A 23,216-nucleotide genomic window follows, 5' to 3' on the forward strand; every position below is an offset into this window, starting at 1 on the left:
CGAATTCCGCGCCTCGCCTCCCCCAGGACCTCCGGTGGGGGAGATGGGCACGATCCCGAAAGGCCTCGAATCACGACGGTGTCGAATCCTCACGTGAAATGAAATCTGAGATTGTTTTCTTCCAGGTTGTATTGCATCTCGATAACGCAACCTCAACGTAAGGAAGCGTGTGATGATTCGCTTGGAAAGCCGTTTACTCGAACTCTCTGAAGTTGCGTTCGCCGAGGAGGTCATCGGCAATCTGCGAAAGCAGTTCAACGTCGACCTCGCACCTATCCTTCGTTCGCATCTCCCATATGCCGAGAAGAAGAAGCGTGCCGCCGGGGCACTGCTCGATGCGATCTTCGATAAGGCGAAGCGTGAGGGCTACCTTGAGGATTGGCATCAGGGCAGCCCCAACTGCGAAGCCGAAGACGCGCTCCTGGACGCGATGCTGGCGAGTGACGTGGACATCGAGCCCAACTTCACGATCGTACCCACGGACGTCCCCACAATCCTGAGTTACAGGGGGAACGACGTCAAAGATTATGTCTATATGCTGACGAAGCGGTTCGAGAACGCCTCGAACGCGAAGACGCCCGGGCAGGCGGCCGGTGAAATCATCGGCGGCGGCGTGCTCAGCGTCGGTCTCGCAGCCACGAAGCTCGCTATCGACGCCTATCGTGCTGGTGGGACGACGTTCCTCGGTGCTGCACGAGCGGGAATCGCCGGCCTCGGCATGAAGACTGCCATCTCGGTCATCGTCTTCGCCCTCGTCGGTTTGCTCCTGTTCCTGTTTCTGGAAAACCCGAAGAAGATCCTCGGAATCGTCATGAACGATACGGACGAGAACCTGACGGTTAACAAGTGGCGCGATGGTCTGACCGGTGCCAACCAAGGCGATCTCTACATGGCGCATGGCGACATGAAGAGCTTCATGGCCGACCATCCGTCGGGCTTGAGTTCACCCGAAGTGCAGGTCAATCATCGCACCATCTTCGGCAAGGACGACCCGGACAATTTCATTTCCGCCGGGATCTATTTCTCGGACAAGAAATTCGGGCTACGCGGCGCCGAGGGCGTCATGGTTTTCAGCACCTCGGTGACAAAGAAGCGGATCGCCCTGTTCTTCGCGAGCCCCTATACGAATGACAATGGAACAAACATGGACGTTATCGGCGACGTGACGCCAGAAAGCGTTTTCCGCGGACTCTACGATGCCCGGAAAGTATCGATGCAAGTCACTAAGGACGGTTACTTCCTGCAATCCTCGGTGAACGAACCGCGTGGCGGAGTGGTCGCCGCCATCAGTTACATCCGGAAAGCATGACGAGACAGTTCGACTTGGCGCAACATGCCGAAGGCCGCTGACTGAACGTACGGCGATGCATTGAATCGAAAAAGGCGGCCTACCGGGCCGCCTTTTTACGACTTCAGTTGTCGAGGAAGCTGCGCAGTTTGCGCGACCGGCTCGGGTGCTTGAGCTTGCGCAGGGCCTTCGCCTCGATCTGACGGATGCGCTCGCGGGTCACCGAGAATTGCTGGCCGACCTCTTCGAGGGTGTGGTCGGTATTCATGCCGATGCCGAAGCGCATGCGCAGCACACGTTCCTCGCGCGGGGTCAGCGACGCGAGGACGCGCGTCGTGGTCTCGCGCAGATTGCTCTGGATCGCCGCGTCGATGGGCAGGACGACGTTCTTGTCCTCGATGAAGTCGCCGAGGTGGCTGTCCTCCTCGTCGCCGATGGGGGTTTCGAGGGAGATCGGCTCCTTGGCGATCTTCAGGACCTTACGCACCTTCTCCAGGGGCATGGCCAATTTCTCGGCCAGTTCCTCGGGGGTCGGCTCGCGGCCGATCTCGTGCAGCATCTGGCGCGAGGTGCGGACGATCTTGTTGATCGTCTCGATCATGTGCACCGGGATGCGGATGGTGCGGGCCTGATCGGCGATGGAGCGGGTGATCGCCTGGCGAATCCACCAGGTGGCGTAGGTCGAGAACTTGTAGCCGCGACGGTACTCGAACTTGTCCACTGCCTTCATCAGGCCGATGTTGCCCTCCTGGATCAGGTCGAGGAACTGCAGGCCGCGGTTGGTGTACTTCTTGGCGATGGAGATCACGAGGCGGAGGTTCGCTTCGATCATCTCCTTCTTGGCCTGACGGGCTTCGCGCTCGCCCTTCTGGACCATGTTGACGATCTTGCGGTACTCGCCGATTTCGAGACCGGTCTCGGAGGCGAGGGTGAGGATCTGCTCGCGCAGGCGCACGACCTCCTTCTGGCCCTTCTCGACGAGGTTCTTCCAGCCGCGGCCGCCGAGGCTGCCGACGCGCTCCATCCAGTTCGGGTCGAGCTCCCAGCCCTGGTAGTGGCGCAGGAACTCGTCGCGTGCGACGCCGTGGGTCTCGGCGTAGCGCATCAGGCGGCCCTCATGCGAGATGAGGCGCTTGTTGATGTCGTAGAGCTGCTCGACCAGGGCCTCGATGCGGTTGGCGTTAAGCGAGAGGGACTTCACGTCGGTGACGACGATGTCCTTCAACTCGTCGCGCTTGACGGCCTGCGCGTCCGTCAGGGTCCCGCCCGAGGCCTTCACCTCGGCGTGCTCGCTCTGGAGCTTGCGCAGTTTCTTGTAGTTGTTCGCGATGTTGTCGAACGTCTCGAGGACGCGCGGCTTGATCTCGGTCTCCATGGCCGCCAGGGAGACGTTGTTCTCCATGTCGTCCTCGTCGTCGCCCTCGGGCGCCGCCGGGGTTTCGGCCTCGGTCTCCTCGGCTTCCTCGCCGCCTTCCGCGATCTGCATCGCGTTCTTGGCGTCGGGACCCGCGTAGGTGGCTTCGAGGTCGATGATCTCGCGCAGGAGCACCCGGCCGTCGACGAGTTCGTCGCGCCAGATGATGATGGCCTGGAAGGTCAGCGGGCTCTCGCACAGGCCGGCGATCATCGCCTCGCGGCCCGCCTCGATGCGCTTGGCGATGGCGATTTCGCCCTCGCGCGACAGCAGCTCCACGGAGCCCATCTCGCGCAGGTACATGCGCACGGGATCGTCCGTGCGGTCGGTGGGCTCCTTGGTCGTGGTCTCGCGCACGGCCGGGGCCTTGGTCGGCGCGATCTCGGCGACCTCGGTCCCCTCCGCGCCGTCCTCGTCCTCGCCGGCCTCGCCGTTGGCCTTGGTCTCGCCGGCGGTCTCCTCGGTCTCCTCCGCCTCGACGACGTTGATGCCCATCTCGGAGAGCTGGGACAGCACGTCCTCGATCTGGTCGGGATCGGACTGGCCGTCGGGCAGGACCTCGTTGATCTCCTCGTAGGTGATGTAGCCGCGCTTCTTGGCGAGCTTCACCATCCGCTTGACGGAGGCATCCGTCAGATCGAGAAGCGGCCCGTCCGTCTGTGCCTCGGGGGCAGCATCCGTCTCGTCCCGTTCCGTTGCCTTCGTCGCCATGGTCCGCCTATGGTTGTCGTGGCAATGTCGCGCGGGAGTGTGTGGCTCACTCCGCGTCTACGACGTTGCAATGCATATGGTGTGCGGAACGCCGAAAAGCGCCCGCGTCGATCTCAGATCCCGGTATGCAAGCGAGACGCTTGACCGATTGTTAACCATGCGCCGCCTTCGGCGCGAGAATTCCGTTCCTTCGAGGGCCTAGCCCGCTGCCGCATCGGCGTCGGACCCGTCCTCCTCCGCCTCCGCTCCGGCGACCACGGCCATACGTTGCTTCACGTCACACAGCCAAGCGAAGTTCGCCTCCGTGAAGTCCTCGGCCAGGGCGTGTTCCGCCAAGCGAAGTTCGCTATTTAGCGCGCCGGACTTGCGGTGCAAGATCACGGCCTGACGCAATGCGTCTTCGAGACGCACGGGATCGGCATGCGCGTCAAGGGTCCATCGGTCCCCGGGGCGCACATGAGTGGCCAGTCGTTCCGACGCCTCGACCAGTCCGGTGCGCCGCAGGCGGGCCTCCAGGACCTCGACGCCGGGCTGTCCGGCATCGGCGTGGCTGTCGAGGAGCAGCGAGCGCAGGGCCTGCGCGTCGGAATCGCCGAGTTCGAGTTCGGCGAGATCCTCCGCCTCGATGCCGAGGAGTTCCGGGTGGACGAGGAGGCTCGACACGATCATCGCCTCGCGGTCGCGAAACGCCACGGGGCCGGCGGCGTTGGTCTCGCCCGCATAGAGCGGGTTGAACTTGGTGGTGATGCGCGGCGACGGCGGCGGATCGCCCGGGCGCGGGGTCCGCTGGTAGGCCGGCCGGCCGCCGCCGCCGCCCTGTCGGGGCTCCCACGGGCCGCGTCGGCCCTGGTTCGACTGGGGTGAGAGCGCGCGCAGGCGGCCCTCGATCTCGTCGCGGTAGAACCCCCGCACGGTCTCGTCGCGGATGCCCGCCACCATCTCGCGCAGGATCTTGGCGAGGCCTGCCCGGCGCTCGGGCGTGTCGAGGGGCGCGCCCTCGGTCGCCCGCGACCACAGCACTTCCACCAGGGGGCGCGCGCCCTCCAGCACCCGGTCGATGGCGGCCTTGCCCTCGGAGCGCAGGAGGTCGTCGGGGTCCTGCCCCTCGGGCAGCATGGCGAAGCGCAGGGATTTGCCCGGCGTCAGGCCCGGCAGGGCGACGTCCAGCGCCCGAAATGCGGCGCGCTGACCGGCGCCGTCGCCGTCGAAGCACAGGATCGGCTCGTCGCCGTGGCGCCAGAGCAGCGCGACCTGCTCCTCCGTCAGCGCGGTGCCCAGGGGAGCCACGGCGTTCGGGTGGCCCGCCAGCGTCATGGCGATGACGTCGACGTAGCCCTCGACGGCGATGATGGTACCGCGATCGTGGGCGGCCTTCCGCGCGCCGTGCAGGTTGTAGAGGAGCTGGCCCTTGTGGAAGAGCGGCGTCTCCGGCGAGTTCATGTACTTCGCCTTGGCGTCCTTCTGCATCGCCCGGCCGCCGAAGGCGATGACGCGTCCGCGCGAATCGGTGATGGGAAACATCACCCGGTCGCGAAACTTGTCGTACGGCACCTTGATGTCGTCGCCGGTCACGATCAGGCCGAGCTCGGCCATCATTTCCTTGGACACCTCCTTGGCGGCCAGATGATCGCGAAGGGCGTAGCGGTCGTTCGGCGCGTAGCCGAGGCGGAACCGCGCGCGGGTGTCGAGTCCGAGCTGGCGCCGGTCGAGATAGGCCCGGGCCTCGATCCCGGCGCTCCCGGCGAGCTGCGCCTCGTAGAACGCGGCCGCCATCTCCATGATGTCGAGGGCGCCGGCGCGCTTCGTCTCCATTTCCCGGGTGTCGGCACTCGGGGTCGGCAGGCTGACGCCGGCCTCCGAGGCCAGGCGCTCGACGGCCTCGGGAAAGCTCAGCCCTTCCGTCTCCATCAGGAAGGTGAACACGTCGCCGTGTTTTCCGCTCGAGAAGCAGTGGTAGAACTGCTTCTGGTCGTTGACGTAGAACGACGGCGATTTCTCGGCGTTGAACGGCGACAGGCCGCGCCACTCGCGCCCCGCCTTCTTCAGCCGGACGCGGCGCCCGACCACGTCGGAGGCGGGCAGGCGCGCGCGGATCTCTTCGAGGATGTGGGGCGGATAGCGCATTGGACCTCTGCGGCCGCCCAGTCTAGCCGACGGGCCTTAAGGAGTCCCGAACGCCGAGCGTCGCGGCCTGCCGCCTCGCCTCACGCCTTGGCGTTCAGCACCTCTTTCACCAGCCCGCTCGCCTTGCCGAAATCCATCCGGCCGGCATAGGCCGCCTTCAGGGACGCGATGACCTTGCCCATGTCCTTGGGGCCGGCGGCGCCCGTCTCGGCGACGGCGGCCTCGATGGCGGCACGGGTCTCGGCCTCGTCCATCTGCTGGGGCAGGTACCCGGCAATGATCGCGGCCTCGGCGCGCTCGTTCTCGGCGAGTTCCGGGCGGCCGCCCTGATCGTAGACGCCGGCCGATTCGTTGCGCTGCTTGATCATCTTCTGGAGGAGCGCGAGGATCTCCTCGTCGGTGGGCTGTTCCTTGCCCAGCCCTCGCGCCTCGATGTCCTTGTCCTTCAGGGCGGCCTGGATCATCCGCACGGTGGCGAGTTTCGCCTTGTCGCCGGCCTTCATGGCCTCTTTCATCTCGGTGGTGAGGCGGGCGCGCAGCATGGAAGTCTCCTGATCGGGCTGGTCTGTGAATTGCTGAGTGGATCGCGCGTCTTGAGCCGGTGGGTGCGTGGGGCCACATTGACCCCATCGCCGCCCGCTCGGTATGAGCGCCGCACGACAAGCCACCCGCGTGTGCCGTGTCGCACGGCATGCGCCGTGTCGCACGGCGCCGGGATCGGCCGGACATAAGCGAGATCACGCCGATGCTGCAAGATGAAGGCGCCCGCGCGCACCCCGCCACCGCCGCACCCTCCCCGGCCCCCTGGGCCGAGCCCGTCGCCACCGCCCTCCTGGTTCTCGCCGACGGCACGATCCTCGAAGGGTTCGGCATCGGCCAGACCGGGGCCGCCGACGGCGAGGTCTGCTTCAACACGGCGATGACCGGCTATCAGGAGATCCTGACCGACCCGTCCTATGCCGGACAGATCGTCACCTTCACGTTTCCCCATATCGGCAACACCGGCACCAACGACGAGGATCTGGAGAGCCTCGACGCCGCCCCGGCCTCGGGCGTGCGCGGCGCCGTCATCGCCTCGGCGGTGACCAACCCGTCGAGCTGGCGCTCGTCGAGCCACCTCGACGCCTGGCTGAAGGCGCGCGGCATCGTGGGCATCACCGGGGTGGACACCCGCGCGCTCACCGCCCTGATCCGCGACCATGGCATGCCCAACGCCGTCATCGCCAACGCTCCGGACGGCAGCTTCGACCGCGAGGCGCTGAAGGCGCGCGCCGCCGCCTTGGCCCCCATGGAGGGCCTCGACCTCGTGCCGCCGGTGACCAGCCGCGAGACCTCCGCCTGGTCGCAGACCACCTGGGGCGTGAAGACCGGCTACGGCGACCGCCCGGCCGGCCAAGGCCTGAAGGTCGTGGCCATCGATTACGGCGTGAAGCGCAACATCCTGCGCCTGCTGGCGCAAGCCGGCTGCGACGTCACCGTGGTGCCCGCCACCACGAGTGCGGCTGAGATCATGGCGATGAAGCCCGACGGCGTGTTCCTGTCGAACGGCCCCGGCGACCCGGCGGCGACGGGCGAATACGCCGTGCCGGTGATCCGCGAACTCCTGTCCGAGAAGGTGCCGACCTTCGGCATCTGCCTCGGGCACCAGCTCATGGGCCTGGCGCTCGGCGGCCGCACGGTGAAGATGGCGCAAGGCCACCACGGCGCCAACCATCCGGTGAAGGACAAGACCACCGGCAAGGTCGAGATCGTGTCGATGAACCACGGCTTCGCCGTCGATCCGGGGAGCCTGCCGGCAACCGCGGTGGAGACCCACGTGTCGCTGTTCGACGGCTCGAATTGCGGCCTTTCGCTCACCGACCGCCCGGCCTTCTCGGTGCAGCATCACCCCGAGGCCTCGCCGGGGCCGCGCGACAGCCACTACCTGTTCGAGCGCTTCGTCGCCCTGATGCGGGCGGGCAAGCCCGAGACGCTCCACGCCGTGGCGGAGTGAGGTCGGCGGCCGGCCGCGTCGGGGGTCGCTCCAGTCCGGTCTGTGCGAGCCACCTGCCCCGATATGGACCGGAGCGCGTCACAAAATGTCCGGCATTGCCGGGCATCCCCGCCCCATGAACGGCCCGCTAAGGACGACGCTCGAAGCTTCGTCGCGCGGGCCCGAACCGGACCGATGGCGGGGATCTCCACATGACCTTCGACGACGCGCGCGACGACTTCTCGCGCCTGCATCGCCTCTTCACTTTCCATCTCGGCGTCGGTGTCGGCCTGTCCTGGATGACCACCCTGTACGCGGCCTGCTACGCGCCGTGGGTGCGCAACATCCGGGCCCTCATCGACCCCGCCGCCGGGCTCGACCGCGTCGAGAGCACCCTGTCCTTCCTGTTCGTCCTGCCGGCGGTTCTCACCATCGCCTGGGTGAGCCTGTTCTTCGGCCGCGAACTCCTGCGCCGCAGCCAGACGCTATCCAGCGCCGCCCTGGAATTCGCCGCCGCCGCCGTCGTGGCCTTCGGAGTGTTCACCCTGTCCATCGACCGGGCCGTCGCCGCACTCTACGCCGGCCTTTAAGTTCAGCGAACCGGCCGGGGGCGGACGATCACCTCCGGCCGGCGAGCGTGCCTATTGCACCTTCGCGAACAGCGGCTCGAACCGCTTCGTGGCGATTTTGCCATGCGGAACGGCCTTGGCGGCGTCGAGGTTCGCCGGCTGGTCCCCCACCTCCACCAGGCCGATCATCCCCATGTTGTAGTGCGGCGCGCACTTGATGCCGTAGACGCCCGGCTTGTCGAAGGTCGCCACCTCCTCCTCCTTGCCGACCACGGTCTTGAACGTCGCCGCGCCCTCGGGCGCCATGCCCTTGATCAGCTCGGCGTTGTGCCCCTTGTCCGTTGGGGTGAAGCGGATGCTGTCGCCCGGCGCCAGCTTCACCAGGGCGGGCTCGAACACCATCATGCCGTCCGCGCCGCTGTCGAGGGTCTTGACCGTGAACTCGGCCGCCATCGCGGCCGTGCCGAGGGTCGTGCACAGGGTGACCGTTCCGGCGAGCAGGGTGAGCTTCGTCATGCGTTTCCTCGAATGATTCTGAAGAATATCGACGCGTTTCGTCGATCTTGCGCAAATATAGCAACGCACAATGTCGGGCAAATTCGCCGATACTTACGAATTCAAACAGTTCTATTCGTAAGAAGATCTTGGGGGCCGGCGGCGGGCATGGTTCCTGCGTATGGCTGACGGCGCCCACCGCTCCGCCCTTCCAAAACCGGGCGGCGGCGTGTAGACGCGAAGCCTAACGACAATCCACGCCGCTCGCGCCCGCACACGGCAGCCCCCGATGGTGGCGCCGCGTGTGCCTGGGCGCGTGCCCGCAAGCCAGGGCCCCCGATGCCGAAACGCACCGATCTCTCCACGATCCTCATCATCGGTGCGGGCCCGATCGTCATCGGACAGGCGTGCGAGTTCGACTATTCCGGCACCCAGGCCTGCAAGGCGCTCCGCGAGGAGGGCTACCGGATCGTGCTGGTCAATTCGAACCCCGCCACGATCATGACCGACCCGGACATGGCCGACGCCACCTATGTCGAGCCGATCACCCCGGAGATCGTCGCCAAGATCATCGAGAAGGAGCGCCACGTGGTGCCGGGGGGCTTCGCCCTGCTGCCGACCATGGGCGGCCAGACCGCGCTGAACTGCGCCCTGTCCCTGAAGAAGATGGGCATCCTCGAAAAGTTCGACGTCCAGATGATCGGCGCCACCGCCGAGGCCATCGACAAGGCCGAGGACCGCCAGCTGTTTCGCGACGCCATGACCAAGATCGGACTGGAGACGCCGAAATCGGCGGTGGCCAACGCGTCGGCGGCCAAGAAGGTCGACCGCGAGAAGTACCTCGCCGAGATCGCCCGGATCGAGACCGCCACCGAGGGCGACGCCCGCGCGCCCGCGCTGGCCGCGTTCGAGAAGACCTGGCACCGGGGCGAATCCGACCGGCGCAAGCGCTACGGCGAGCACGCCATCGGGCAGGCGCTCATCGCGCTCGCCGATGTCGGCCTGCCGGCGATCATCCGCCCCTCCTTCACCATGGGCGGCACGGGTGGCGGCATCGCCTACAACCGGGAGGAGTTCCTCGACATCGTCGAGCGCGGCATCGATGCCTCGCCCACAAACGAGGTCCTGATCGAGGAGAGCGTGCTCGGCTGGAAGGAGTACGAGATGGAGGTCGTCCGCGACAGGAACGACAACTGCATCATCGTCTGCTCCATCGAGAACATCGACCCGATGGGCGTCCACACGGGCGATTCCATCACCGTCGCGCCGGCGCTCACGCTGACCGACAAGGAATATCAGGTGATGCGCGACGCGTCGCTCGCGGTGCTTCGCGAGATCGGCGTCGAGACCGGCGGCTCCAACGTCCAGTTCGCCATCGACCCGGCCACCGGCCGGATGATCGTCATCGAGATGAACCCGCGCGTCTCGCGCTCATCGGCGCTCGCGTCGAAGGCCACGGGCTTTCCCATCGCCAAGGTCGCGGCCAAGCTCGCCGTTGGCTACACCCTCGACGAGATTGCCAACGACATCACGGGCGGGGCGACCCCGGCTTCGTTCGAGCCGACCATCGACTACGTCGTCACCAAGATTCCGCGCTTCGCCTTCGAGAAGTTCCCCGGCGCCGAGCCGACGCTCACCACCGCCATGAAGTCGGTGGGCGAGGCCATGGCCATCGGCCGGTGCTTCGCCGAATCCCTGCAGAAGGCCCTGCGCTCCCTCGAGACCGGCCTCACCGGCCTCGACGAGATCGAGATCGAAGGCCTCGGCAAGGGCGACGACCACAACGCCATCAAGGCGGCCCTCGGCACCCCGACCCCGGACCGGCTCCTCAAGGTCGGCCAGGCCCTTCGCCTCGGCGTCAGCCACGCGGAGGTCCACGCCTCGTGCAAGATCGATCCGTGGTTCCTGGAGCAACTCCAGGCGATCATCGACCTCGAGAAGCGGGTCAAGGCGCACGGCATCCCGACGACGCCGGGAGCGCTGCGCCAGCTCAAGGCCGCCGGCTTCTCCGACGCGCGCCTCGCCGTGCTGGCGAAGACCGACGAGGAGTCGGTGCGCAGTAACCGCCGGGCGCTGGGCGTCCGCCCGGTGTTCAAGCGCATCGACACTTGCGCGGCCGAGTTCAAGGCGCCCACTGCCTACATGTACTCGACCTATGTCGCGCCCTTCGCCGGGACGGTCGTCGACGAGGCCCAGCCGACGGAGGCGAAGAAGGTCATCATCCTCGGCGGTGGCCCGAACCGCATCGGCCAGGGCATCGAGTTCGACTATTGCTGCTGTCACGCCTGCTTCGCGCTGACCCAGGCCGGCTACGAGACCATCATGGTCAACTGCAACCCCGAGACGGTCTCGACGGATTACGACACCTCCGACCGGCTTTACTTCGAGCCCCTGACCGAGGAGGACGTGCTCGAGATCATCGAGACCGAGCGTCAGGCCGGGACGCTGCACGGCGTCATCGTGCAGTTCGGCGGCCAGACCCCGCTCAAGCTCGCCCGCGCCCTGGAGGCCGCCGGCGTGCCGATCCTCGGTACCTCGCCCGACGCCATCGACCTCGCCGAGGACCGCGACCAGTTCAAGCGCCTCCTCGACAAGCTCGGGATGAAGCAGCCGAAGAACGGCATCGCCTATTCGGTCGAGCAAAGCCGCCTGATCGCCGCCGATCTCGGCCTGCCCTTCGTGGTGCGGCCGAGCTACGTGCTCGGCGGGCGCGCCATGGCGATTATCCGCGACGAGACCCAGTTCGCGGATTATCTCCTCGACACCCTGCCGAGCCTGATCCCCTCCGACGTCAAGGCGCGCTACCCCAACGACAAGACGGGGCAGATCAACACGGTGCTGGGCAAGAACCCGCTCCTGTTCGACCGCTACCTGTCGGACGCCACCGAGATCGACGTCGATGCCATCTGCGACGGCACGGACGTGTTCATTGCCGGCATCATGGAGCACATTGAGGAGGCGGGCATCCATTCGGGCGATTCGGCCTGCTCGCTGCCGTCGCGCTCGCTCTCGCCCGAGATCATTTCGGAGTTGGAGCGGCAGACGAAGGCCATGGCCCTGGCGCTCAAGGTCGGCGGCCTGATGAACGTGCAGTACGCCATCAAGGACGGCGCCATCTACGTGCTGGAGGTGAACCCCCGCGCCTCGCGCACGGTGCCGTTCGTGGCGAAGGTGATCGGCGAGCCCATCGCCAAGATCGCCGCCCGCGTCATGGCCGGAGAGCCGCTGGCGAGCTTCGGCCTCAAGGCCAAGGTGCTCGATCACATCGCCGTCAAGGAAGCGGTGTTCCCGTTCGCGCGCTTCCCCGGCGTCGATGTGCTGCTCGGCCCCGAGATGCGCTCCACCGGCGAGGTCATCGGCCTCGATTCGAGCTTCGGCGTCGCCTTTGCGAAAAGCCAGCTCGGATCCGGCACCCAGGTGCCGAAGGGCGGGGCGGTGTTCGTCTCCGTGCGCGATGCCGACAAGGCCCGGATCCTGCCGGCGATCCGCCTGCTCGCAGAACTCGGCTTCACCATCATCGCCACCAGCGGCACCCAGCGCTATCTCGCGGAACAGGGCGTACCGACGGAGCGGGTGAACAAGGTTCTGGAAGGCCGGCCGCACGTGGTCGATTCCATCAAGAACGGCGACATCCAGCTCGTGTTCAACACCACCGAGGGGGCGGGTGCGCTCTCCGACTCCCGCTCGCTCCGCCGCGCGGCCCTCTTGCATAAAGTGCCGTACTACACCACTCTCGCGGGTGCGATGGCGGCGGCCGAGGGGATCAAGGCCTATCTGGAAGGCGATCTCCAAGTCCGCGCCTTGCAGGAATACTTCGCGGCCTGAATCATCGCGTTGCGGGTGACTTGCGTCACGGCCGCGACGCATTAGGTTCTGGACGATCTTATTCTGGCCCGGGGGGAGCGATTGCGCTCCCTTCGGGCCTCTTCATTGTGGCGCGAGACGATGACCATAGACAAGGTTCCGATGACGGTGCGCGGCTACGCGGCGCTGGAGCAGGAGTTGAAGCACCGCCAGCAGGTGGAGCGCCAGCGCATCATCCAGGCGATCTCCGAGGCACGAGCCCTCGGCGACCTATCGGAGAACGCCGAGTACCATGCCGCCAAGGAGGCGCAGTCCCACAACGAGGGCCGCGTCATGGAACTCGAAAGCATGATCGCGCGCGCCGAGGTGATCGACGTCACCAAGCTCTCCGGGACCAAGATCAAGTTCGGCGCCACGGTGAAGCTCGTCGACGAGGACACCGAGGAAGAGAAGACCTACCAGCTCGTCGGCGAGCCGGAGGCCGACGTGCGCTCGGGCCTCGTGTCCATCACCTCCCCTATCGCCCGCGCCCTTATCGGCAAGGGTGTGGGCGACACCGTCGAAGTGACGACGCCCGGCGGCGGCAAGTCCTACGAGGTCGTCGCCGTCCAGTACGGCGCCTGAGCGTCGTCGTGCGCCGCCTGTTGCGCTGGGCCGGGACGGGAGGCCTTCTCGGCCTTCTCTCCCTCGCCGCCCCGGCTTCGGCCCAGGGTCTGCCGAGCCTCGGGGGCGAGCGGCTGTCCAGCATCCGCGTCGATGTCGGACCCCTCCTCGCCCAGGGGGACGGTCCCCGCGCCCGGGCGCTTCAGGACGATCTCACCCAGGCCCTGCGCGCCGAGTTCGCCGATGTTTCCGGTGGGCGCGGCCCGACCCTGGTGGTGCGCCTGCGCAGCCTGTCGATGAACCCCTATGTCGGCAACCAGGGCCGGAGCGGCTTCGGCGGCAGCATGGATTCCGACTATCTCGACGGGGAGGCCCTCCTCGTTGGTCGCCGTGGCGAGGTGCTGGCCTGGCATCCCCAGTTGTCCGTCGTCCCGGCGAGTTCCGGCGGGGCTTGGTACGATCCCGAATCGGAGCGTCGGCGGGTGACCGCCATCGCGGCGCATTACGCCGGCTGGCTTCGGCGGGCCCTGCCGTCGCAGTGATCGTCGGGCGAACCGACCGGCGGGATTGACGTGGCGGCGCCGATGGCGAAAGCGTCCCGGATGCATGCACCGTCCGGCCGTCCGGCAACGACCCCCACCCCTCCGCGCGAGATCGCCCAGGCCAGGACCTGGATCGTCACCGACGGCAAGGCCGGCGACGAGAACCAGTGCCTGGGCCTCGCCGAGACCCTCGGCCTCGCCTTCGAGACCCGGCGCATCACGCCGCGCCCGCCCTTCGGCTGGATGGCGCCGTGGGGGCCGGTGGACCCGGGCGATCGGCCGGGCCGGGCGCGTGGCGCCCTGTCGGGGCCGCTGCCCGACATCCTCGTCGCCTCGGGTCGGCGGTCGGTACCGTACCTGCGGGCCGTCCGCGAAGCCTCGGGGGGACGAACCTTCACGGCGTTCCTCAAGGACCCGCGCACGGGACCGCAGACCGCCAACTTCGTCTGGGTGCCGGATTACGACGACCTGCGGGGGGAGAACGTCTTCACCACCCTCACCGCGCCGCATCAGGTGTCCGCCAAGCGCCTCGCCGCCGCGCGCGCCCGGCCCGATCCGCGCCTCGCCGGCCTGCCCTGGCCGCGCATCGCCGTGCTCATCGGCGGCGACAGCCGGCATCTCACCTACCGCAACGCCGACATGCGCCGCCTCGTGCGCGATCTGACCAAGCTCTCGGAGGGCGGCTGCTCGCTGATGTTGACGGTCTCGCGCCGCACCCCGCCGGACCTGCGCGACGCTCTTGAGGCCCTGGTCGCGGCCAAGGGCGGGTTCTTCTGGGACGGGACGGGCGAGAACCCCTACGTCGCCATGCTGGCGCTCGCCGAGTCCATCGTGGTCACGTCGGATTCGGCCAACATGGTCGGCGAGGCCGTGAGCACGGGCGCCCCGGTCCTCCTGTTCGACCTGCCGAAGACCTATATCCGTCACAGGCGGCTGTTCGCGGGCCTCGCCATGGCGGGCGCGTTGAAGCCCTTCATCGGTCGTTTGGAGACCTTGCGCTACGAACCCCTCGACGCGACGCCGGCCATCGCGCAGGCGATGGCGCGGGCCTACGACGCGCATGTCGCGCGCCTGTCCTCCGCCGACCCATCCTGAAGGAGACGAATCCGATGGCGCACACCCATTCCAAGCTCGTCATCATCGGCTCGGGGCCGGCCGGCTACACCGCCGCCATCTACGCCGCCCGCGCCATGGTCGAGCCCCTGATGATCTCCGGCTTCCAGCCCGGCGGTCAGCTCATGATCACCACGGATGTGGAGAACTATCCGGGCTTCGCGCAAGCGATCCAGGGGCCTTGGCTCATGGAGCAGATGCGCGCCCAGGCCGAGCATGTCGGCACCAGAATCGTGTCCGAGTACATCACCAAGGTCGATCTCAAGGTCCGGCCGTTCCGGCTGGAAGCCGATTCCGGCGAGACCTACTCGTGCGACGCCCTCGTCATCGCCACGGGCGCCCAGGCGAAGTGGCTCGGCCTGCCCTCCGAAGCGGCGTTCCAGGGCTTCGGCGTCTCGGCCTGCGCCACCTGCGACGGCTTCTTCTTCCGGGGCAAGGAGGTCGTGGTGGTCGGCGGCGGCAACACCGCCGTGGAGGAGGCGCTCTATCTCGCCAACCTCGCCTCCAAGGTGACGGTGGTCCACCGCAGGGGCGAGTTCCGGGCCGAGCGCATCCTGCAGGAGCGCCTGTTCAAGCATCCCAACGTCGAGGTGCTGTGGCACCACGCCGTCGAGGAAGTCTGCGGCACGCAGAAGCCCCCGTCGGTGACGCACCTGCGCCTCAAGGACGTGCGCTCGGGCGAGATCGTCGAACGCAAGACCGACGGCGTGTTCATCGCCATCGGGCACCAGCCCGCGACGGCGATCTTCGAGGGTCAGCTCGCCATGCGCGACGGCGGCTACATCGAGACCAAGCCGGGGACGACCCACACGGCGATTCCCGGCGTCTATGCCGCCGGCGACGTCACCGACGACATCTACCGCCAGGCGATCACGGCGGCCGGCATGGGCTGCATGGCGGCCCTCGACGCCGAAAAGTTCATCGCCGCCCTCGAAGTCGGCGAGACCCCACAGCAAGCTGCGGCCGAATAGCGATTTTTGTCCGCCGCGGCTTGCGCCCGGCCGCAACACAATCGCAAGATCGAAGTCCTAACCTGAGCGCTGACGGCATGGGCCGTCGGCGCTTCTCGCATGGACGGCCCACACTGTGATCCGTGGGTATCCGTGCGGCGCGTGTCAGGGTCCGGGCCGGCAACGGCGAACGGGACGGCACCGGGGTGCGTACGGGAGTGGACGCCGTGGACTGGGACAAGATCCGCATCTTCCTCAACGTCGCCGAGGCCGGCAGCTTCACGCGCGCCGGCGACGACATCGGCCTGAGCCAATCGGCCGTCAGCCGCCAGATCAGCGCCCTTGAGCGGGAGTTGAAGGCACCTCTGTTCCACCGCCACGCCCGGGGGCTCATCCTCACCGAGCAGGGCGACCTGCTGTTTCGCGCCGCGCGGGACATGAAGCTGCGCCTGGAGAACACCCGCGCGCGCCTCGTCGAGACCAGCGAGCGCCCGTCCGGCGACCTCAAGGTGACCACCACCGTGGGGCTCGGTACCTCGTGGCTCGCCCAGCGCGTGGCCGAGTTCCTCGACCTCTACCCCGACGTCCGCGTCGAGATGATCCTCACCAACGAGGAACTCGACCTCGCCATGCGGGAGGCCGACGTCGCGATCCGCATGCGGCGGCCGGCCCAGCCCGACCTGATCCAGCGGCGGCTGTTCACGGTGCATTACCACGCCTACGCGGCGGCCGACTACGTCAAGCGCTTCGGCGAACCCAAGAGCATCGCCGACCTCGACAACCACCGGCTGATCTCGTTCGGCGGCAACGAGCCGTCCTACCTGCTCGCCACCCACTGGCTCGCCACCGTCGGGCGCGAGGGCCAGGAGCGCCGGCCGATCCACTTCACGGTGAACAACATCACGGCCCTGCAGCAGGCCATGGAGACGGGCGCCGGCATCGGCATCCTGCCCGACTACGCCGTGGAGAGCGGCACCGGCCTCGTCCAGGTCATGCGCGACAGCGAGATGCCGCACATGGAGAGCTACCTCGTCTACGCGGAGGAGATGCGCACCGTCGCCCGCGTGCAGGCGTTCCGGGACTTCCTCGTCGCCAAGGCGCAGCGCTGGATCTACTGAGCGCCGCGCCTGGGCTCCGTCACACGAACAGGCGTTCCTTCTCCAGGCCCTTGTAGAGACCCGCGACCTGCTCGCCGTAGCCGTTGTAGATCAGGGTCGGCACGCGCTGGTCGGTGCCCAGCACCCGCTCCGTCGCCTGGCTCCAGCGCGGGTGCGAGACGGCCGGATTGACGTTGGCCCAGAAGCCGTACTCGGCCGATTGCAGACCTTCCCAGAAGGTCTTGGGCCGCTCGGCGACGAACGAGATCTTGGTGATCGATTTCACCGACTTGAAGCCGTACTTCCACGGCACCGCGAGGCGGATCGGCGCGCCGAACTGGTTCGGCAGGGCCTTGCCGTAGATGCCCGTGACCACGAAGGCGAGGTCGTTGGCCGCCTCCGCCATGGTCAGCCCCTCGATGTACGGCCAGGGGTACAGGAACGAGCGCTGGCCCGGCGCCATGGCAGGGTCGAGGAAGGTCTGCATCTGGATGTACTTCGCACCCGAGGCGGGTTTGGCGAGCGCCACCAGCTTCGAGAGGGGAAACCCCGTCCACGGCACGGCCATGGACCACGCCTCGACGCAGCGGTGGCGGTAGAGCCGCTCCTCCAGGGTCACCTTGCGCAGGAGGTCCTCGAAGCCGATCTCGAACGGCTTCTCGACGAGGCCGTCGATCTTGATGGTCCAGGGCTTGGTCTTGAGGGCGTTGGCCGCCGGCAGCACGCTCTTCGACATGCCGAATTCGTAGAAGTTGTTGTAGTCGCCGCTGTACTTCTCCGCCGTGACGGCGCGGTCGAGGGCGTAGGCCTCGTTGCGGGGCGCCGGGTACAGGCCGGGCTCGGCGGCGGCGTACGCGCCGCGGGCGCCCAGGAACGCCGATGCGGCCAGACCGGCCCCGGCGCCGAGCAGGGCGCGGCGGTCGAGGAAGACGCTCTCGGGGGTCGCGAGGTGCTCCGGGATTTCCCAGCCGCGCGGACGCTTGATGTGCATGTGAGGCTCCTTCGCAGATGCCGGCCGGAACGCTTCACTTCGACGCCCGGCGTCGATTCTCGGCATCCGCCCGATACCCACCATACGGACCGGCGGCCCGTTTGGTTACACGCGGCGCGATCTCACGAAGCGGGCGGATCGTCGCGCAGGGCCCGGCGCAGGACCTTGCCGACATTGGTCTTCGGCAGGGCCTCGTGGAACACCACCCGGCGCGGCACCTTGTAGCCCGTGAGCTGGGTCCGGGCGAAGGCCCGCAGGAGATCGGGCGTGGTCTCGTCGGTTCGCCGGACGACGTGGGCCACCACCATCTCGCCGGTCTCGTCGTGGCGCGCGCCCACCACGGCGCATTCGAGGACGCCGGGATGGCCGGCCAGAACCTCCTCGATCTCGTTGGGGTAGACGTTGAACCCCGAGACCAGGATCATGTCCTTCATCCGGTCGACGATGCGGACCTGCCCGTCGGGCTCGAACACCGCGACGTCGCCCGTGCGGAAGTATCCGTCCGGCGTGGTGGCCCGCGCGGTCTCGTCGGGGCGCTTCCAGTAGCCGGCCATGACCTGGGGCCCGCGCACGCACAATTCACCGGGCTCGCCGGGGCCGGCGCTCCGCCCGTCCACGGTGCGGATGGCGACGTCTGTCGACGGAAGCGGGAAGCCGATGGTGCCGGACCATTCGACGAGGCTCGGCGGGTTCACGCAGACCACGGGCGAAGTCTCGGACAGGCCGTAGCCCTCGACGATGGTGGTGCCGGTGATGGTCTTCCACTTGGCCGCCACGGGGGCCTGCACCGCCATGCCGCCGGCGATGACGAAATCGATGTGGCCGAAATTCACCGCCCCGATGCCCGGATGATTCACCAGCAGGTTGAACAGGGTGTTGACCCCGGAGAGGTGGGTGAAGCGGTTGCCCTTGAGGGTCTTCACGAAGCCGTCGGCGTCGCGCGGGTTCGGGATCAGCAGACAGCACCCGCCGAGCTTCACGAACAGGAAGAAACAGCAGGTCAGGGCGAAGATGTGGTAGAGCGGCAGGGCCGTGATCATCACCCGCTCGTGGCCGTCGTCGCCGTCGATGCAGAACCAGGTCTGGCACTGGGCGACGTTGGCGACGATGTTGCGGTGGGTCAGCATCGCCGCCTTGGCGACCCCCGTGGTGCCGCCGGTGTATTGCAGGAAGGCGAGGTCGTCGGGGGCGAGGGCGACGACCGGGCGCGGCAGGGTCCGGCCGAGGCGCTGGACCTGCTCGAACCGGACCGTCCGCTCGGGCGGCAGGGCATAGGCCGGCACCGCTTTCTTCAGGGTGCGGCTGGCCCAGCCGATGGCCCGCCCCTTGAGGCCGAGGCCGTCGCCCGGCCCGGCGACGACGATGCGCTCCAGGCTCACCTCGGCAAGGGACGTCTCCACCGTGTGGGCGAAATTCTCGAGGACGAAGAGGGCGCGCGCGCCGGAATCGGCGAGCTGCGCGGTAAGTTCGCGCGGCGTGTACAGCGGGTTGACGTTGACGACGGTGCAGCCGGCGAGCAACACCCCAAGGATCGCCACCGGGTAGGCCGGCACGTTGGGCATCATGATCGCGATGCGGTCGCCCTTGCCGTAGCCCTGCGCCGCGAGCCACGCCGCCACCGCCCGCGCGGATTCGCCGAGCGCGCCGTAGGTGATGCGGGAGCCGAAGCACTGCACCGCCGGCCGGTCGGGATGGCGCCGCAGGGTGTCCTCGAACAGGTCGACGAGGGTGCCGAGGGCCGCCACGTCGATCTCCGCCGGCATTCCCTGCGGGTAGGCGGACAGCCACGGACGCTCGGCGCCACGACGAGGGGCCACCCGATCCTGGGGCATTGCGAACCTCCCTGTGATGTGGCGCAGCGGCTTGGTGCCGCTTTCGTTCACATCTGAACCATCTTTCCGGATTTGCCGGCCCGGATCAAGCCACCGCGCCGGATGGTGGCCGATGGCGCGCCCGGTTGTCGAGCCAGGCGAGCGCCGAATGGGGCAGGAAGGCGAGGAGGACGAGGGCGGCGGCGAGGGCCGCCTCCCCGCCCGTGAGCGGGCGGCGCGGCCAGGCGCCGAGCCCGGTGGCGTGGGCGAGGCCGAGCACCGCGAGGGCGAACCAGAGCGACATGTATCGCACCAGCACGCGCCCGCCCGCCGCCAGGAGCCATCGGCCCCAGCCTCCACCCCTTCGGACGGTGCCGGCCATGAGCAGGCCGCCGAAACCGAGGGCGAGGCCGAACACGAACGCGGCCGAGGCCGCGCCGAGGCCGTAGGCCACCGTCATGGTCTGCCCGTTGAGGAAGGCGACGCCGCCCGTGGCGAAGCCCGACCGCAGGGTCGGGCCGCCGAAGGTGGGGTACAGGCCGGCGGCGAGCAGCATCGCGACCGCGACCGCGCCGCCGGCGAAGCGCCGGACGGGTCGGCCCGGCCCCGGCCGGATCATCGTCACGAGGAGGGCGGCGAGCCCGTACAGGATGGCGGCGGCGAACAGCGGGTACCGGTCGAGGAAGAAGCCGTAGAACCGCGCCTCGACCACCCCCGGCAGGACCGTGCGCTGGCTGAACCCCGTCGCCCAGGCCAGGCCCACGCCGAGGATCGCGGCCGCCGCAGGGGCCAGCGCCCAGGCGGCGGCGGATACGCGGCTCACGCCTCGTAGTTGTCGCGCACGAGGCGGTCGAGGAGGCGCACGCCCCAGCCCGCACCCCAGCTCCGGTTGATCTCCGACGACGAGGACGACATGGCGACGCCCGCGATGTCGAGATGCGCCCACGGCACGTCGTTGGTGTAGCGCTTGATGAAGGACGCGGCGGTGGCCGCACCCCCGTGGCGCCCGCCGGTGTTCTTCATGTCGGCGAACTTCGAGTCGATGGCCTTGTCGTAGGCCGGGATCAGCGGCATCCGCCACACGGCCTCGCCGGTCGCCTCGCCGGCGGCGGTGAGCTTGGCGGCGAGGTCGTCGTCGGTGGAGAACAGGCCGGCGATGTCCTGGCCGAGCGCCACGATGATCGCGCCCGTGAGGGTGGCGAGGTCGATGATGAACTTCGGCTTGTAGGCGCCCTGGACGTGCCAGACCACGTCGGCGAGCACGAGGCGTCCCTCCGCGTCGGTGTTGATGATCTCGATGGTCTGGCCCGACATGGAGGTGACGATGTCGCCGGGGCGGAAGGCGTCGCCGTCGGGCATGTTCTCCACGATGCCGATGGCACCGACCACGTTCACCTTCGCCTTGCGGGACGCCAGGGCGTGCAGGGTGCCGACGACGCAGGCCGCACCCCCCATGTCGCCCTTCATATCCTCCATGCCGGCCGCCCCCTTGATGGAGATACCGCCGGAATCGAAGCACACGCCCTTGCCGACGAGGGCGATGGGGGCCTCGTCCGCCGCTCCGCCGTTCCAGCGCATGATCACCACGCGGGGCTCGCGCACCGAGCCGCGGGCCACGGCGAGGAGTGCGCCCATGCCGAGGGCTTCGAGCTTGCCGGGGCCGAGCACCTCGACCTCGACGCCGAGCTTCGTCAGGTCCTCGGCGCGGCGGGCGAACTCCGCCGGGAAGAGGACGTTCGGCGGCTCGTTGACGAGTTCACGCGCCAGGATCACGCCCTCGGCCACCGCATCGGTGGTCCTGACGGCGGCCTCGGCGGCGGCCGGATCGGTCACCATGAGGGTGAGCGTCGTGCCGCGGGTCTCCTCGCCCTCGGGCTTCTTCTTGGTCTTGTAGCGGTCGAAGCTGTAGTGACGCAGGCGGGCGCCCAGCGCGATGTCGGCGGCGTTCTCGGGCGTCACCGTCACGCCCGGGAGCACCAGCGCCAGGGTGGCGGTGCGGCCCGTGACCTTGCTGGCGGCAAAGCCGCCGAGCGCCGGCCAGTCGAGCTTGGCCCGGTCCTTCTCGGAGCCGAGGCCGACCACCACCAGGCGGTCCACGTCGAGGCCGGCGGGGGCCGGCAGGGTGAGGGCCGAGAGGGACTTGCCCTTGAAGCGCTCGCTCGCGGCGGCGCGGGCGACGAGGTCGGCGGCACCGCGCCCGACGGCCTGGGCCACCTCGGGTGAGAGGGCGAGATCGTCGCCGACGAAGACGACGAGGTCGCCCCGGCCCACCGGTCCGAGGGCCTCGAATGCGATCGTGATACCGTCCGCCATGCCTGCAGCTTTCCATGGGCGCGCCAAGGTCGCGCGTCGAGTGTGTGCGGCGCGGCACGCGAAGGACGGGCGGCGCCGGATCGGTTTCCTGTGTACCCGACGAGCGTCAGAACGCAACGCGATGGCGCGGCGGCGGAAAACGCCGTCAAACCGCCCGGTTTGGTGCGCTTCAGGGGTGGCTCGACGCGACCTGCGGGCCTGCGCTACATCGGCGGGTCGCCGCATCGGTGACCCGGCCAAACGTCCCCCGGGAGATCCGTCCGCGAGAACCGATGACGCAGATCGAGCGCTACATCTTCCGAATCGCGTTCGGAGCCTTCCTCGCCTGCCTCGTCGGCCTCACGGGTACGATCTGGGTGACGCAGGCTCTACGGGAACTCGACCTCATCACCGCCAAGGGCCAGACCCTGGTGATCTTCTTCCTCATCACCGGCCTGTCCCTGCCGACCCTGGTCACCGTGATCTCGCCGGTGGCCCTGTTCATCGCCGTGGTCTACGCCCTGAACAAGCTCAACGGCGATTCCGAGCTCATCGTCATGTCGGCGGCGGGGATGAAGCCACGCCGCATCCTGCGCCCGTTCCTTACCCTCGGCCTCGCCGTCAGCTTCGCCGTGGCGTTCCTGACGATCCAGGTGATGCCGTCCTCGTTCCAGGAACTGCGCGACGTGCTCACCCGGGTGCGGGGCGACTTCATCGCCAACGTGGTCAAGGAAGGCCAGTTCACCAGCCTCGACAGCGGCATCACCTTCCATTTCCGCGAGCGTGGACCGGGCGGATCGCTGCTCGGCATCTTCATCCAGGACAAGCGCGAGGCGGGAAAAAGCGTGGTCTACCTCGCCGAGCGCGGCCAGGCGGTGGATTACGGCGGCCAGAGCTACCTCGCCCTGGAGAAGGGCAGCGTACACCGGCAGCAGAAGGATTCGCGCGACTCCTCGATCATCACCTTCGAGCGCTACACCGTGGATCTGGCCGCCTTCACGCCTCCGGATTCGGAGGTGACCTACAAGCCGCGCGAGCGCTCGACGACGCAGCTGTTCTTTCCCGATCGGGCGGAGGGCTACTACCAGCTCCAGAAGGGCCGCTTCCGCTCCGAGCTGCACGACCGCCTGTCGTCGTGGCTCTATCCGCTGGCGCTCACCTTCATCGCCTTCGCGGCGCTCGGCGATCCCCGCACCACCCGCCAGGGCCGGGGGCTCGCCGTCGCCGGGGCGGTGCTGGCGGTGGTGGTGCTGCGCATCGCAGGGTTCGCCGCCACCAGTGCCGCCACCCGCAGCCAGGGCGCCGTCGTGGCGATCTACGCCGTGCCGCTGCTGGCCATCGCGCTGTCCAGCGTCCTGATCTTCCACGGGCCCGCGGTCCGGGCCTGGAACGCGCGCCTCGCCGGGCTGCTGCGCCGCCGACGCCTCGGACGGGCCTGAG

Annotated in this window: 18 protein-coding genes; 10 read left to right on the forward strand and 8 right to left on the reverse strand. The window is 68.2% G+C overall.

Annotation, left to right across the window (positions count from 1 at the left end; translation table 11 throughout):
* Positions 1-172 precede the first annotated feature (172 nt).
* Positions 173-1,309, forward strand: coding sequence for a hypothetical protein (locus ASF22_RS22110; RefSeq protein WP_056268405.1), 1,137 nt, complete (start codon positions 173-175; stop codon positions 1,307-1,309).
* A 103-nt stretch (positions 1,310-1,412) separates the two neighbouring features.
* Here the strand turns inward: ASF22_RS22110 and rpoD are convergent, their stop codons facing one another.
* The 3 genes from rpoD to ASF22_RS22125 all read right to left on the reverse strand — a co-directional run bounded on the left by rpoD (position 1,413) and on the right by ASF22_RS22125 (position 6,079).
* On the reverse strand, positions 1,413-3,413 hold the full coding sequence (gene rpoD / locus ASF22_RS22115) for an RNA polymerase sigma factor RpoD (RefSeq protein ID WP_056268408.1): 2,001 nt from the start codon (positions 3,411-3,413) through the stop codon (positions 1,413-1,415).
* 198 nt (positions 3,414-3,611) lie between these two features.
* On the reverse strand, positions 3,612-5,537 hold the full coding sequence (gene dnaG, locus ASF22_RS22120) for a DNA primase (RefSeq protein WP_056268411.1): 1,926 nt from the start codon (positions 5,535-5,537) through the stop codon (positions 3,612-3,614).
* An 80-nt stretch (positions 5,538-5,617) separates the two neighbouring features.
* Positions 5,618-6,079, reverse strand: a complete 462-nt coding sequence (locus tag ASF22_RS22125) for a GatB/YqeY domain-containing protein (RefSeq protein WP_056174535.1) — start codon at positions 6,077-6,079, stop codon at positions 5,618-5,620.
* 203 nt (positions 6,080-6,282) lie between these two features.
* On the opposite strand from ASF22_RS22125, the gene carA reads away from it, so the two are divergent.
* On the forward strand, positions 6,283-7,530 hold the full coding sequence (gene carA / locus ASF22_RS22130; protein ID WP_056174533.1) for a glutamine-hydrolyzing carbamoyl-phosphate synthase small subunit: 1,248 nt from the start codon (positions 6,283-6,285) through the stop codon (positions 7,528-7,530).
* Positions 7,531-7,721: 191 nt separating this feature from the next.
* Positions 7,722-8,099, forward strand: a complete 378-nt coding sequence (locus ASF22_RS22135; protein WP_056174531.1) for a hypothetical protein — start codon at positions 7,722-7,724, stop codon at positions 8,097-8,099.
* A 51-nt stretch (positions 8,100-8,150) separates the two neighbouring features.
* Here the strand turns inward: ASF22_RS22135 and ASF22_RS22140 are convergent, their stop codons facing one another.
* Entirely contained in the window at positions 8,151-8,594 is a 444-nt protein-coding gene (locus tag ASF22_RS22140) for a pseudoazurin (protein WP_056268414.1), read from the reverse strand.
* Positions 8,595-8,912: 318 nt separating this feature from the next.
* Between ASF22_RS22140 and carB the strand changes: the two genes are divergently transcribed.
* The 6 genes from carB (at position 8,913) to ASF22_RS22170 (ending at position 16,703) form a co-directional block, all read left to right on the forward strand.
* On the forward strand, positions 8,913-12,398 hold the full coding sequence (carB, locus tag ASF22_RS22145) for a carbamoyl-phosphate synthase large subunit (RefSeq protein ID WP_056268415.1): 3,486 nt from the start codon (positions 8,913-8,915) through the stop codon (positions 12,396-12,398).
* 126 nt (positions 12,399-12,524) lie between these two features.
* Entirely contained in the window at positions 12,525-13,001 is a 477-nt protein-coding gene (greA, locus tag ASF22_RS22150; protein WP_187272944.1) for a transcription elongation factor GreA, read from the forward strand.
* A gap of 8 nt (positions 13,002-13,009) precedes the next feature.
* Positions 13,010-13,522: a hypothetical protein gene (locus tag ASF22_RS22155; RefSeq protein WP_244474393.1), complete on the forward strand. Its 513-nt coding sequence runs from the start codon at positions 13,010-13,012 to the stop codon at positions 13,520-13,522.
* A gap of 60 nt (positions 13,523-13,582) precedes the next feature.
* On the forward strand, positions 13,583-14,617 hold the full coding sequence (locus ASF22_RS22160; protein ID WP_056268418.1) for a mitochondrial fission ELM1 family protein: 1,035 nt from the start codon (positions 13,583-13,585) through the stop codon (positions 14,615-14,617).
* A 14-nt stretch (positions 14,618-14,631) separates the two neighbouring features.
* Positions 14,632-15,606, forward strand: coding sequence for a thioredoxin-disulfide reductase (gene trxB / locus ASF22_RS22165; RefSeq protein WP_056174523.1), 975 nt, complete (start codon positions 14,632-14,634; stop codon positions 15,604-15,606).
* A gap of 206 nt (positions 15,607-15,812) precedes the next feature.
* Positions 15,813-16,703, forward strand: a complete 891-nt coding sequence (locus ASF22_RS22170) for a LysR family transcriptional regulator (RefSeq protein ID WP_056175021.1) — start codon at positions 15,813-15,815, stop codon at positions 16,701-16,703.
* A 19-nt stretch (positions 16,704-16,722) separates the two neighbouring features.
* On the opposite strand, the gene msrP is transcribed toward ASF22_RS22170, so the two are convergent.
* From msrP to ASF22_RS22190, 4 genes are all read right to left on the reverse strand, one after another.
* The gene (gene msrP, locus ASF22_RS22175; protein ID WP_056268420.1) at positions 16,723-17,673 is read right to left on the reverse strand and encodes a protein-methionine-sulfoxide reductase catalytic subunit MsrP; all 951 of its coding nucleotides are present in this window, start codon (positions 17,671-17,673) and stop codon (positions 16,723-16,725) included.
* A 122-nt stretch (positions 17,674-17,795) separates the two neighbouring features.
* Positions 17,796-19,505, reverse strand: coding sequence for an AMP-binding protein (locus tag ASF22_RS22180; protein WP_244474394.1), 1,710 nt, complete (start codon positions 19,503-19,505; stop codon positions 17,796-17,798).
* A gap of 85 nt (positions 19,506-19,590) precedes the next feature.
* Entirely contained in the window at positions 19,591-20,307 is a 717-nt protein-coding gene (locus ASF22_RS22185; protein WP_056268423.1) for a hypothetical protein, read from the reverse strand.
* Positions 20,304-21,797, reverse strand: a complete 1,494-nt coding sequence (locus ASF22_RS22190; RefSeq protein WP_056174517.1) for a leucyl aminopeptidase — start codon at positions 21,795-21,797, stop codon at positions 20,304-20,306. The genes ASF22_RS22185 and ASF22_RS22190 overlap by 4 nt, the downstream gene beginning before the upstream one ends.
* A 272-nt stretch (positions 21,798-22,069) precedes the next feature.
* On the opposite strand from ASF22_RS22190, the gene lptF reads away from it, so the two are divergent.
* Positions 22,070-23,215, forward strand: a complete 1,146-nt coding sequence (gene lptF / locus ASF22_RS22195; RefSeq protein ID WP_056268426.1) for an LPS export ABC transporter permease LptF — start codon at positions 22,070-22,072, stop codon at positions 23,213-23,215.
* The last annotated feature ends 1 nt before the right edge of the window (position 23,216 follow it).

This window comes from Methylobacterium sp. Leaf87, assembly GCF_001422775.1.
Taxonomy (GTDB): Bacteria; Pseudomonadota; Alphaproteobacteria; order Rhizobiales; family Beijerinckiaceae; genus Methylobacterium.

Excerpts from the sequence above, each read along its gene's own strand:
- ASF22_RS22190 (WP_056174517.1), bottom strand. The coding sequence starts at position 21,797 with ATGGCGGACGGTATCACGATCGCATTCGAGGCCCTCGGACCGGTGGGC.
- carA (WP_056174533.1), top strand. The coding sequence starts at position 6,283 with ATGCTGCAAGATGAAGGCGCCCGCGCGCACCCCGCCACCGCCGCACCC.
- lptF (WP_056268426.1), top strand. The coding sequence starts at position 22,070 with ATGACGCAGATCGAGCGCTACATCTTCCGAATCGCGTTCGGAGCCTTC.
- ASF22_RS22135 (WP_056174531.1), top strand. The coding sequence starts at position 7,722 with ATGACCTTCGACGACGCGCGCGACGACTTCTCGCGCCTGCATCGCCTC.
- ASF22_RS22110 (WP_056268405.1), top strand. The coding sequence starts at position 173 with ATGATTCGCTTGGAAAGCCGTTTACTCGAACTCTCTGAAGTTGCGTTC.
- msrP (WP_056268420.1), bottom strand. The coding sequence starts at position 17,673 with ATGCACATCAAGCGTCCGCGCGGCTGGGAAATCCCGGAGCACCTCGCG.
- ASF22_RS22140 (WP_056268414.1), bottom strand. The coding sequence starts at position 8,594 with ATGACGAAGCTCACCCTGCTCGCCGGAACGGTCACCCTGTGCACGACC.
- ASF22_RS22160 (WP_056268418.1), top strand. The coding sequence starts at position 13,583 with ATGCATGCACCGTCCGGCCGTCCGGCAACGACCCCCACCCCTCCGCGC.
- trxB (WP_056174523.1), top strand. The coding sequence starts at position 14,632 with ATGGCGCACACCCATTCCAAGCTCGTCATCATCGGCTCGGGGCCGGCC.
- ASF22_RS22180 (WP_244474394.1), bottom strand. The coding sequence starts at position 19,505 with ATGCCCCAGGATCGGGTGGCCCCTCGTCGTGGCGCCGAGCGTCCGTGG.
- ASF22_RS22125 (WP_056174535.1), bottom strand. The coding sequence starts at position 6,079 with ATGCTGCGCGCCCGCCTCACCACCGAGATGAAAGAGGCCATGAAGGCC.
- carB (WP_056268415.1), top strand. The coding sequence starts at position 8,913 with ATGCCGAAACGCACCGATCTCTCCACGATCCTCATCATCGGTGCGGGC.
- rpoD (WP_056268408.1), bottom strand. The coding sequence starts at position 3,413 with ATGGCGACGAAGGCAACGGAACGGGACGAGACGGATGCTGCCCCCGAG.
- dnaG (WP_056268411.1), bottom strand. The coding sequence starts at position 5,537 with ATGCGCTATCCGCCCCACATCCTCGAAGAGATCCGCGCGCGCCTGCCC.